An 11,797-nucleotide genomic window follows, 5' to 3' on the forward strand; every position below is an offset into this window, starting at 1 on the left:
GTCATAGGCCCTGAGCTTTCAATAAAGCGGCTCGAACATGTTCCGCATCCGGCCGCTTCCAGCGCGCGGCGACATATTGATCGGGGCGGATCAGCATGGCAGCCCCCTTGCCGAGCGCCAGGCGTTCGGCCACGACTTCGCTTCCGGGGGTGGCTGCAAGCTCGATCAAGCGCACCCCATCCGGCAGAGGCAGGTTGACGCCATTGCACACCAGAGTGAAGTGCCCTTTGAGGCTTTCCAGCAACCAGCCTGAACCCAGCGGAGCATCGATTGCCGGCGAACCTGGAGCAATGCCAAGGCCATGCCAGTCATCCTCATCGGGCGTATTCAGCGGGCTGTTCGGGTAGCTGACCGGCGTGGACAAGCGACCGCTGTTCACCAGCGCGCGTGCAAAGCCGAATTCCCCGGCCAATTCGAGAACAGCGTCGCGAAAGACATGACTCGCCTCGTTCTTCGGAGAGAGGAAATCGGTCGAGCGCGTCGAGTTGAGGATATTCTCGTCCGCCGTGACGATCGCTTCGTGATCATATGTTTCGAGCAGCGAGGTGCCGGCGCGTCCGGTCAGGACATGGTCGAGCTTCCAGCCCAGATTGTCGATGTCGGCAAACCCGCCATTGCAGCCCCGGGCACCGAAGGGCGAAACCAGATGCGCCGAATCTCCGGCAAAGATCACGCGCCCGTGTAGAAAGCGCGCCATTCGCCGGCACTGGAAGCTGTAGATCGAATACCAGACCGGCTCATATTCGATATCGTCGCCGAGCATTCCCCGGATCAGGGGATCGACATTTTCAGGCCTTGCGCATGTTTCGCGATCGATGCCCGAACCAAGCTGGAAATCCAGACGCCAGATGTCGTCGGGCTGCTTGTGCATGAGCGCGGTCTTGCCGGGATTGAAGGGCGGATCGAACCAGAACCACCGCTCCGACGGCCGGTCACCGCGCATCCTGATATCGGCGATCAGAAAATTGTCCTCGAACACGCGTCCTTCGAACTCGAGGCCCATGTCCTTGCGCATCGTCGACCGACTTCCGTCGCACGCGACAACCCAGTCGGCATGCTGCCGGTAACATCCCTCGCCCGTCATCACCGACAAATCGACGCCATCCACCCCTGGGGTCACGCCTGTCACCTCATGGCCCCAGCGGAGTTCCACGTTCGGCAACTCGGCCAGTCTCGCGATCAACATGTCTTCGAGACGATATTGCTGCAGATTGATGAAACCAGGCATTTTCTGGTTCTTCAGGGGCAGCACGTCGAACTGGTAGACGGGGTCCCTTCGATCCTTCCAGAAGACCTTCCCGACATTCCAGGTGACGCCGTGCGGAACCGCAGCCTGCGCCACGCCAAGACGATCGAGAATGTCGAGGGACCGTTTCGAGTAGCAGATCGCTTTCGATCCGGCGGCGACAAAGTCGAACTTGCCCAGCACAACCACCTTGTGGCCGCGCATACCCAGGTCGATGGCCAGGGCCAGGCCCACGGGACCGGCGCCGACAATGGCCACCGGCGCCTCGCATCGGTGTTGCGGCGGTATCGGCGTCGTGCCGATCGAACGCCAGACGGGAAGCTCCGGGTTCAACGCGGTCAGCCCTGAAGCTGATCCCAGACCTGCCGGTCGAGTTCCATCGTCCAGATTTCGGGCCAGTCCTTGCCGTCCATCTCGTCCCAAAGCCGCTTCACATCGAATGGCAGACAATGTTCGAAGATCGGCCAGCGGCCGAATTTGGGCGCAAGCGCTTCGTGGCACGCCAGAAACGCGTCCTTCAACGAACCGCCGCTGCCGTGAACCTTCGCGGTCTGCGCGATCATCGTCGTCAGGAAATCCCGCGTCTGTTCGATCGCGCGATCGCAAGCAGCCCTTCCTTGCGCCACTGCGCCTCGACCGCCCACAAGCCGCTCGGCCGGGAATGCCTTGACCCTGTCGAGAGTGGCGGTGGACCAGTCGAAATGGAAGGCATCGCCCGTGTACAAGGCGGCTTCGGCCTCGACGAGATCGCCGGCAAATAATGTGCGGCTCTTTTCATGCCAGACGACGATGTCGCCGGCCGTGTGGCCGCGTCCGCAGAACTGCAATTCGAGATGCCCGCGATCGCCGCCCAGCTCGATGCGAAGATTGTCCTGGAAGGTCAGGGTCGGCCAGGTGAGGCCGGCTATCCCCTCGGGCTCCTTGAAAAGACGCGGCATACGGCCGAACTCACTGGCCCAGTCCTGCTCCCCGCGTTCGGCGATCAGCCGGCGCGTCGCGTCGCTGGATATGATGACGTCCGCCTCGAAGGCACTCGCGCCGAGGACGCGGACCGCATGATAATGCGTCAGGACGAGATACCGGACAGGCTTGTCGGTATGCTCGCGCAGCTTCGCCAGCCAGTCGCGTGCCGCCGACGGCGTGGCGCGAGCCTCGATGCAGACAAGAAAATCCTCGCCTTCAAAGGCGCCCACATTGGGGTCCCCTTCAGCCGTCAGCGCATAAACGCCGTCGGCGAGGATCTCCAGCGTCTCGGTCTTGGGGCTGAGATCCGAAGAGGATGCGAATGATTTGGTCATGATGCCCTCAGGGAATGTGATTAAGCAGGCTGTATTTGAGGAAGAAGTCCACCTCTTTGTAATCAGGATATAGGGCAACAATCCGGGCCGTTGCATCGGCCCGATTCTTCGCCGTGGCGACTATGCGCAGATAATCGTCGAAATAGCGGATCTGTGCGTCGACCATCGACAGATCGCCCGGATCGCCATGGCCGGGATAGACGACAGGATTGAGGGCACCGAATTGCTGGCGTATCCGCACCAGTTCGGCGCGCCAGGCCGCCACCCGCGCCAGCGTGATGTCATCGCCCATCCAGGGATGGACCTTGTTGTAACCAAGGTCCGACAGAAACAGCGCGTTGATCGAGCGGCAATAGAGCGTCGCCATGTGCGGTGCTTCGGTCGCCGGATAGCCGGTGCTGACCTCGCAGCCTCCTCCCCCGGTCAGGTCCAGCGTCGCGCCGGGAAGCAGCCCGATCGTGCGTTCATAGTCGAACCCCTGGGGAAATGCCGCCGATCTGGGCCGCAAGGGGCGCTCCAGGGGTGACTCCGCTTCGGTCGCGCCGCCCTGATCCATATAGATCGCATAGTCCTTCACATCGCGCCTGATGGCCTCGTTCGCCACCCGGATGCGGGCCTTCGGAAACCGATCCCGAAAGACATGCATGCCTGTGAAATGGTCCGTGTGGCCATGCGTGACGAAGACCTGCGTCAGCGGCAATCGCAACGAGCGCACCAATTCGACGAGTTTTTCAGCTTCATACCCCTTGCGCTGGACATCGACGACGGTGAGGCTTTTGCCATTGGAAATTATGAAGGAATTCACCGTGGCAAAGCCGCCCTTGTAGACGGTCACCGTCAGCGGCGGCGCGGCGGGCTTGGCGGACACCGACGCCGGAATTGCAGCCAGGAGCAATGCTCCCAGCAGATTAGAGATTCTTGAAGCCATTGGTTTCCCTTGCGAGTGTATCGAGATAGCGCTTCAGGAATTCACGGCGTTCGGGGAGGAGCGCCTGACCAGCCTTCGACACCACTTTCGGCGGCACCGCATCCAGATTGGCCTTCAGGCCGTGCACGACGGCGAGCCCGTCCGGCGAACCGCCAATGATCGTCCCCGTCAAATCGACGGTCGCGGTCAGCCGGGCAATGCCGACCGCGCCCAGCCAATCGAGAGCATCGGCATCGTGCAAGTAGGTGGCCTCCGCCCCGACGGGATCGCGGAAGAACATATGCGTGCGGATGGCCGACTGCACGGCAGGCAGCTTCGCCATCGGAAAGCCCGCGTCTTTGAGGATATCCCCCACCAGTGCGGCCGCGCGGTCCGCATGATCGACATCCTTCTGGGCATAAGCCGGGAATGCCGCGATGTCGTGCAGCATGGCCGCAGCGAAGAGAATATCGTCGTCGACTGCGACGCGATCGGTGCCGGCGAGTTCCTTGGCGAGTTCATAGTCCCGCACGGAGTGGCTATAGCCCCAGGCCGGATGCTTCAGCTTGGCCTCGGCGAACTGCCGCACCTTTTCGCGCCATCCGGTATCGGGCTGAGCCGAAGCCGTCGTAACCGACAGAATGGCGGCGATGCCCAGGAACAGCCTTGCAATCATGCCCCCAATTCCTTTGCCAGATCGTCGACCCAATCGTCCTGAAACGCCTGCGCGCGAGCGCCGGGCTGCCACAGCGAGAACATTTCCATTTCATGGTCTTCGACCGCGGTGCGGATCCCGCTCAGCGTTTCGAGCACAGCATGGCCGCAAAACGGCACATAGGCTTCGGCATAGCCCCCTTCATGAACGACCACGAGCCGCCCGCCGCACAAGTCCGCGGCTGCCTCCATCACCATCCGGGTCATCTCGCGAAAGGATTCGCTGTGAAGCAGCATCCGGGCGAGCGGGTCCACCGCATTGGCATCAAGACCGCCTGCGACCACGATCGCCTCGGGCCCGAATGCCGCCAGCGCGGGCAGGACGATCTTTCGCATCGCCCGCAAATAGGTTTCATGCCCCGACCCGGCCGGCAGCGGAATGTTGATGTTGGTCCCCTGCCCCGGACCACCGCCCCTTTCGTCCGCGCCGCTATAGCCGGGCGGAAAGCAGCGGTCCTGATGGATGGAGATGGTCAGCGTGTCGGCACGATCATAATAGACATGCTGGGTGCCGTTGCCATGATGAACATCCCAATCGAGTATGACGACTTTCCCGAGACCATGTTTCGCTCTCGCGGCCTCGACGGCGATCGGGATATTGCACAGGAGACAAAAGCCCATCGGCATATCCGGCAGGCAGTGATGCCCTGCCGGCCGGCACAGTGCATAGGCATTCGCGAACTGCCCGGCGACGACCGCATCGAGCGCGCCGACGGCCAGACCGGCCGAGATGCAGGCGATCTCATAGCCGCCCTTGCTGAAGGGCGCGAGTTGGCCGAGATCGCCTCCGCCCGCATCGCTTAGCGCCTGGAAACGATCGAGATATTCGGCAGGATGGATCCTGAGCAGATCCTCCCTGCAGGCGGGCTCTGCTCTGGGCAAAGCAAGCGAGTCCACGATCCCGGAGGCCTGCGCCAGGTTCAACAGCCTGCGCTTCGAATCCGGCGTGTCGGCGCCATAGGTGCCGGTCGGCGGTTGAACCCAGGTGTCCAGCGGGAAGAACAGCGCCTGGACGCCCGTCGAATGCCAGAAGCAGCGTTCGTTCTGGTAGAGTGCCGTGCGCGACATTTTCCGGCCCTTTTCTCTAGCGACTGCCCGCAGTCTCTCGGGCAAATATCCTGCTGCCGGCGATCCAGGTCTCGGCGGGCTGGATCGTGTGGATCTGCGTGACCGGGATGTCGAAGGGGTTGCGATCGAGCACGACGAAGTCGGCCGATTTTCCGGGCGCCAGCGATCCGGCCTCGCGATCGATTCCCATGCGGCGCGCGGCATTGATCGAAAACATGTCGATTGCCTGCGGCAGCGTGATCGCCTCATCCACCCCAAAACTGCGTTCGCTCCCTCCGGGATTGCGCCTGGTGATCGCAGTCTCGATCCCGATCCATGGATTGGGTGTGGGAACGACCGCCCAGTCTGACCCGGCAATGGTCAGCGCCCCGGCCTTGAAGCCCTCCTTGATCGGCCACACCCGATCGATACGGGGTTTCCCCACCGCAGTGGTGATGTCGTCGTTGATGGGTTGCGGATCCCAGAGATAGGGTGAGAACTCGACCGCGACGTTCAGCGCCTTGAATCGGGGTAGATCAGCCGGATCCACAAAGGTGGAGTGCCCGACCTGATGAATGGGACCACCCAGGCCATTGGCCTTGCGCGCCGCCTCGATCGCATCAAGGGCCGCGCGAACGGCACGATCGCCGGCCGCGTGGAACATCACGGTGATGCCCTGCTTGTCCCATGAGGTCACGAGTTTCGCCATCTTCTCAGGATCGAAAAGCAGAAGCCCCTCCGCGGGCGCGTTCGGCTGCCCGGCCTGATACGGTGCGAGCATGGCCGCAGTGTGGCTTTCGGTGGGGACACCGTCAGCGAAGACCTTGATGCAATTGGCATTGAAGGTCTTGCGGCCATATTGCCGCCGCGCCGCCACCGTCTGTTCGAAGCCGGGATTTGCCTGCCCCGCTTCCGAAAAGGCAATGCAGGCCTGCACATGCTGGCGAAGAAGGCCCTTGTCGGCAAGTTGCGCATAGACTTCGAGATCGTCGCGATAGGCCATGGCCTCGACATAGCCGACCACGCCATATCCCGAGAGCATGGCCAGGTGCCCCTGCAGGTTGCGGACCGTCTGCGCCTGTGGCTGGGGCGGGATCTTGGCTGTCACCAGCCGCCCCGCGGTTTCCCGCAGGATACCGGTGGGCTTTCCGGCACCATCGCGTTCGATGATGCCGCCTTCCGGATTGGGTGTAGCATCGGTGATGCCGGCAGCCACCAGCGCAAGCGAATTTGCCCAGATACTGTGGCCGCTGACGTCAAACAGCATGACGGGGTTGTTCGGCGAAATCCGGTCGAGCGTGGCCGTGGTGATCGGCGTGCCCTGCAGCAGCGAGGCCTGCCATTGGCCGCCCGCGACCCAGTCACCGGGCTTGGCCGCTTTCACACATGCAGCGACAAGATCGAGCAGCGTTTGCGCGTTCGCATCTTGCGGGATGCTGCACTGCCCCTCCCCCCCTTTTGCCTGCAAAATCGGATGTACGTGCATGTCGTACAAGCCGGGCAGGATGGTCTTTCCTTTGAGATCGACGATCTGACGCGCCCGCCCGCGCCATTTCGCCGCCTCGGCTTCGTCGCCGGTTTTCGAAATGCGACCGGCGGTCACTTCCATGGCGCTGCGCCATCCGCCTGGCGTGTAGATCTTCCCGTTGACGAACAGGATGTCGGCTTGCGCGGGTGCGGCATTGGCCACGCCCGCCGGGCAAGTGAGGGCGAGCGCAACTGCACAGGAAAGCACGATCGGTTGCCGGAGCTTCGGTCTGTTGAAACGGAACATTACGCGGGTCCTTCATTCTTGCCCGAACGGGCCTGCTCGCCAGATTTTCAGTAACGATAGCTTGCGGTCAAACCGAAGGTGCGCGGACGGAGGGTTTCGCGACGGAAGAACTCCCCGGGGTTCTGCGCGCGTTCCCGGCGCGTCCATGTCGCCTTGTCGAGGATGTTGTTGACGAACAGCGAGATATCGAAGTTGCCGGGGCGAACGCCGAGACGCGCCGACCAGAAGGTCACCGCCGGTGGCAACGTCAGATCCGTGTCGATCGCACCATTTGCCGGGTTGAGGAAAGGCGGCAGCGACGTCTGCTTGGCCCGATAGTCAAAATCGGTCCGGAAATATCCGCCTCTGGATTTGAACAAGTCGAAATCATATTGCCCGTGCAGCGAGACCGTCCATGGCGCGCCCAATACGTGATCGCCCTTGCTGATGATCGGCACGGTTGCGGTCGGTCCGCCCGTGATGGTGTCGAGGAATTTTGCATTTACATAGCCGACCTCGGCCTGGAGCGTCAGCCGGTCGGTCGGCTTGAGTTCCAGCTGAAGGTCAAATCCGCGACTGCGCGCCTGCCCAAGGTTGGACGAGAACTGGAAGCCGCATGAGTTGAGTCCGACGGGCTGCTGAATGTCTTTCCAATCGATCTGATAGACGCTGGCCTGAACGCTGCCGAGGCCGCCGCCGAAACGGCTCTTGACGCCCAATTCATAACTCCAGACCGAGTCCGACTTGAAATTGGCCGGCCGTCCGCCCGGGTAGCCGATCGAAGCGAGCTCGGGGCCGCAGAAAGTCCCCACTTGCGGATTATACCCACCCACGCGGAAACCGCGGGATGCGGACGCATAAACCAATGTGTCGGGCGTCACCTGATAGTTGAGGCCGAATTTCGGGGTAATCGGATTCTCGGTCTGTCGGCCGCGATCTTCGACGAGTGGTCCCACGACGAACCCCTGCGCGATACTGTGAATCGAGAAAACGGTATGGCTGTAGCGCAGGCCGGCGATCGCGGAGATCTTGTCGGTGATCTTGTAGGTCAACTGGCCGAATATCGCAGCCTGCTTGTCGGTGGCGACCGCATTCTGGTCATAGACCGAAAACCCCGGCTGGGGATTCGCCTCACCGAAAAGATAGACCGGCAGATAAGGGTCGACGACCTGCTGGAGTGACGTCTGCCTGGCATGCGCATAAAAGCCGCCAAGCACCCAGCTGAAGGCGCTGTCCGGCTGGCTCGACTGAAGCCGGATTTCACCCGTCCAGTTCTTTTGCGCGATCAGAAAATCGGAAGGCGCCTGTTGATCGGGGAAAAGAGGCAGGCTGTTCACACCCGTGAACAGCGTCTGATCGAAAGTGGTATAGTCCTGGACGAATGTCTGCCGACGATCGAAATAGGACCCGACCGCGATCAGATCGACTCCGCCAAGCTCCACGCTGGCGTTCAGCGCCGCAAGATAGAATTTGTCGCGGCTCTTTTCGCGGACCTGATTGGCATTGCGGAAGTCATGCTGGTCATAGTCGGAGTACAGCTCCCAGGATTCGGCGCTGTCATTGCCCTTGATATCCTGGAAGAAGAAGGACGGCGTGATCTTGACGGTCGACGATGGCTGCCACGTCAATGCCGCGCGGCCGACATAGCTGTCCATCCGGTTCGCGTTCTTGTCGACGACCTGTTCGGTGAACGAACTGATCCTGTCGACGAAGCCGCCGTCACGGCGAAAATAACCGCTTGCGGCGAAAGCCAGCGTGTCGGCGACCAGCGGCCCGCTCAGCGCGACACCGGCTTCGCCATTGGCCCCGCCATGCTCCGTGCTGCTGAGTTCGGCGCGTCCATAGATATTCAGATCGCCGAAGCTTGGCTGCTGGGTGATGAAGCGCACGGTACCGCCTTCGGAACCGGCGCCGAACAGCGTTCCCTGCGGACCGCGAAGCACTTCGACGCGCTCGAGATCGAAGACGACCGGGTAGGTGTTCCCGCCGCCATAGCCGAGTTGACGGATCTGGATCGGCACATCGTCGATATAGACGCCCGTCGTCGCGGCGCCGACCGACGAATTCACGCCGCGGATCGCGATGTTCGAGGTCGTGTTGCTGCGCTCGATCGTGACCCCCGGGGTCTGACGGACGATATCCGAGAAATCCCTGATACCGCGGCTGTCGAGAGTCTCGCGCGACAGGGCGCTGACGCTGATCGGCACCTTGTTGATACTCTCCCTCTGACGCGTCGCCGTGACAATGATCTCGCCGGGATCGTCAGCTTGATCGCCGGCCTGGCTGTCCTGCGCAAAAGCCGCCGGAGCGGGAGCAAGCAGCGCCAGCGGGCTGATTGCCAACAAGATTTGATGGGTTTTGGTTCGCATGAGTAAAGCCTTCGCCTCCCTGAGATTTGTCTTTTTTGACCACCGTCGATCTGCGATCGATGGTAGCCGAGCACGAAGAATTCTTCTGTCACCTGAACTGATGACACCTGCCTGGCGGCTGCGCATCGCGCGGGATCAAAGCATCAAAAGTTTCGGAGCACCTCGCTCAAATCTTATATTTTCCGCACCGGGTCATCGCGCCGCAAAGTCTCGAATATACCATGGACGACATCACCCGCTCCGCCACTCGCATTTCCGGTCAACGCATTTTGTTTGATCGAAACTATCTTTTCTTCGATCTTCCATCGGATACCGGATTGGGACGGCGGAATACCATTTCGCCATCTATGAACGTCATCATCACGCGCGTTTCGTGGATTTCGGTATTTGGAATTTCATAGGGATTTTGCTCCGTTACGATGAAATCGGCACGCATGCCTTCGGCCAGGGCGCCGGTCCGACCGAGCCCCATCAATCGGGCGCCATTCTCCGTGAAGAGTTTGAATGCCTGCTCCCGACCGATCGCTTCCGTCGGCGCGAGCTGCTCCGCACTGCCGCCGGGACGCGCGCGGGTCACCAGGGTTTCGATCCCGAGCCATGGATTGACCGAGGGGATCACCGGCCAATCCGAACCGGCGACGACCAGAGCGCCACTCGCCACCCCTTCGGCGACGGGCACCCAGCGCGTCATTCTCTCCGGGCCGACCGCCTTGAGGATATCGACCGAGGCAATGGGCGTCGGGTACCAGATGAAGGGGGAAAATTCCCAGGCGGCATGGAGCGCCTTGACCCGAGGGATATCCGAAGGATCGACGAACGTGCTGTGCCCGACGGCATGGATCGGCCCATTGGGGCCATTGGCATTGCGCGCATAGGCAATGGCGTCGATCGCGGCCCGAACGGCAGCATCGCCCGCCGCATGGAATTTGACCGACAATCCCATCTTGTCGAAGCGCGCCAATGCGGCATTGAGATCGGCCTGCGGGATCATCAGCAGCCCCCGCGCGGGACGCGTGTCCCCCTCCCCGCGATCGGCATAGGGTTGCAGCATCGCTCCGGTGTGGCTTTCCGTTGGAACGCCATCCAGGAACAGCTTGACGCAATCAGGCTTGAATCGTGTCGTCGTGAAGCCGGCCCGGTTTGCGATCAGCCGTTCGCCCATTTCGTTCTGGACGGCTTGCTGCGCGTCCCAGACGATGCATCCCCGGATATGCTGCTTGACCAGCCCCTCCCGGCTGAGCTGCGCGAAAGGCTCGATATCGGCGTCGCGGATCGAGGCCACGGTGAAAGCGGTGATGCCGTAGGACAACATGGTATCGGTGGCCCATTGGACCGCCGAACGGCGGGCTGCGAGGCTGTCTGCGGGCAAGATACTCTCGACCAGGCTGGTCGCATTCTCGCGCAGCAGACCGGTCGGCTCCCCCTTGTCGTCACGTTCGATGATACCGCCCACGGGATCGGGCGTATTGCGATCGATCCCCGCGCGCTGGAGCGCTTGCGAATTGACCCAGATGCTATGGAGCGCCTCGTCGTTGAGCAGGACGGGATTGTGCGGCGCGATCGAGTCCAGAAAAGCACGCGTTTGCTGGCCCGGGAGAAAAGCCGCCGCAACCCAATTGCCCCCCTTGATCCACTCGCCGGGGCGCGTGCGCGCGGCGCAGGCCTTGACCGATGTCGCGATCACGTTTGCCGCTGCGCCCGGCGGAAGCTGGCAACTCGCCGCCGCAAGGCCTGCGAACAGGGGATGCACGTGTGAATCGACCAGACCCGGCATCACGGTCATGCCGCGGACATTAAGTTCCCTCGCCCCGCGGCTTAGCAGCTTGCGCATCGCGGCGGCCCTGCCGACGCCGACGATCCCCCCATCACGGACGGCCATTGCCTGCGCCCACCCTTCCGGAGTCTTGATCCGGCCGCCAAGGACGAGCAGCTCCGATCGCGCGGGCTGGCCGCTTGCCGTTCCGGTCAGAGCCAGTGCCGCCGCGATGGACAGGCTCCAGCCCAACCGGCGAAGAGCGGAATGCGGCCGCATCAGATCATCCCCAGAAAAAACTGGTTGCTGTGCGATATCCGGTAGCGATCATAGGCGCGGCGTCGGTACGTGAGCACCGAGGACTGGGCGATGCCCAGGTCCAGTGAGATTGCTTCTGCGGTCATACCGACCATCGTACGTGCGCAGACCGCGCGCTCGCGATCCGTCAGGTCGCCAAAAATCTGTCCGAGCTGAACCTCGATCTTTCCTATCGAACATCGTGGATCGACAGCCAAAGCGCTCATGACAAGGGCTCCCTATAGCCTAGAGGGTTTCGCCGAGACGCGTATGATCCAGCCGCGTCGCTTCGCTTCGGATCAAAGCCGGAATCGCGGCCGCGAGCGGCAGATGCGTCTCGTTGCAATATGCCAGGACTGCCACCGAATCTTGCGGCGCCTTGTATGGAACGGCCATCTTCTTCATCTTCTTTC

General features: G+C 62.0%; 10 protein-coding genes. All 10 read right to left on the bottom strand.

Annotation, left to right across the window (positions count from 1 at the left end; genetic code table 11):
- Position 1: 1 nt before the first annotated feature.
- The gene (locus tag AC3WN8_RS20745) at positions 2-1,579 is read right to left on the bottom strand and encodes an FAD-dependent oxidoreductase (protein ID WP_492671418.1); all 1,578 of its coding nucleotides are present in this window, start codon (positions 1,577-1,579) and stop codon (positions 2-4) included.
- A gap of 5 nt (positions 1,580-1,584) precedes the next feature.
- Positions 1,585-2,544, bottom strand: a complete 960-nt coding sequence (locus AC3WN8_RS20750; RefSeq protein WP_492671380.1) for an MBL fold metallo-hydrolase — start codon at positions 2,542-2,544, stop codon at positions 1,585-1,587.
- 7 nt (positions 2,545-2,551) lie between these two features.
- Positions 2,552-3,472 (bottom strand): MBL fold metallo-hydrolase, encoded by a 921-nt coding sequence (locus AC3WN8_RS20755; protein ID WP_492671381.1) that lies wholly within the window; start codon positions 3,470-3,472, stop codon positions 2,552-2,554.
- Entirely contained in the window at positions 3,453-4,199 is a 747-nt protein-coding gene (locus tag AC3WN8_RS20760; protein ID WP_492671382.1) for an HD domain-containing protein, read from the bottom strand. The genes AC3WN8_RS20755 and AC3WN8_RS20760 overlap by 20 nt, the downstream gene beginning before the upstream one ends.
- The gene (locus AC3WN8_RS20765) at positions 4,124-5,233 is read right to left on the bottom strand and encodes a class II histone deacetylase (protein WP_492671383.1); all 1,110 of its coding nucleotides are present in this window, start codon (positions 5,231-5,233) and stop codon (positions 4,124-4,126) included. Before AC3WN8_RS20765 ends, AC3WN8_RS20760 begins: the two co-directional genes overlap by 76 nt.
- Before the next feature lie 16 nt (positions 5,234-5,249).
- Positions 5,250-6,986 carry an amidohydrolase gene (locus AC3WN8_RS20770; protein WP_492671384.1) on the bottom strand — a complete coding sequence of 579 codons (1,737 nt, stop codon included), beginning with the start codon at positions 6,984-6,986 and terminating at the stop codon, positions 5,250-5,252.
- Between the two features lie 47 nt (positions 6,987-7,033).
- Entirely contained in the window at positions 7,034-9,307 is a 2,274-nt protein-coding gene (locus tag AC3WN8_RS20775; RefSeq protein ID WP_492671385.1) for a TonB-dependent receptor, read from the bottom strand.
- Positions 9,308-9,617: 310 nt separating this feature from the next.
- Positions 9,618-11,366 carry an amidohydrolase gene (locus AC3WN8_RS20780; protein ID WP_492671386.1) on the bottom strand — a complete coding sequence of 583 codons (1,749 nt, stop codon included), beginning with the start codon at positions 11,364-11,366 and terminating at the stop codon, positions 9,618-9,620.
- On the bottom strand, positions 11,366-11,611 hold the full coding sequence (locus AC3WN8_RS20785) for a LuxR C-terminal-related transcriptional regulator (protein ID WP_492671387.1): 246 nt from the start codon (positions 11,609-11,611) through the stop codon (positions 11,366-11,368). The genes AC3WN8_RS20780 and AC3WN8_RS20785 overlap by 1 nt, the downstream gene beginning before the upstream one ends.
- Positions 11,612-11,630: 19 nt before the next feature.
- Positions 11,631-11,789 (bottom strand): EthD family reductase, encoded by a 159-nt coding sequence (locus AC3WN8_RS20790; RefSeq protein WP_492671388.1) that lies wholly within the window; start codon positions 11,787-11,789, stop codon positions 11,631-11,633.
- Positions 11,790-11,797 lie beyond the last annotated feature (8 nt).

The sequence above is a fragment of the Sphingobium sp. FW305-3-2-15-F-TSA7 genome, from assembly GCF_058787155.1.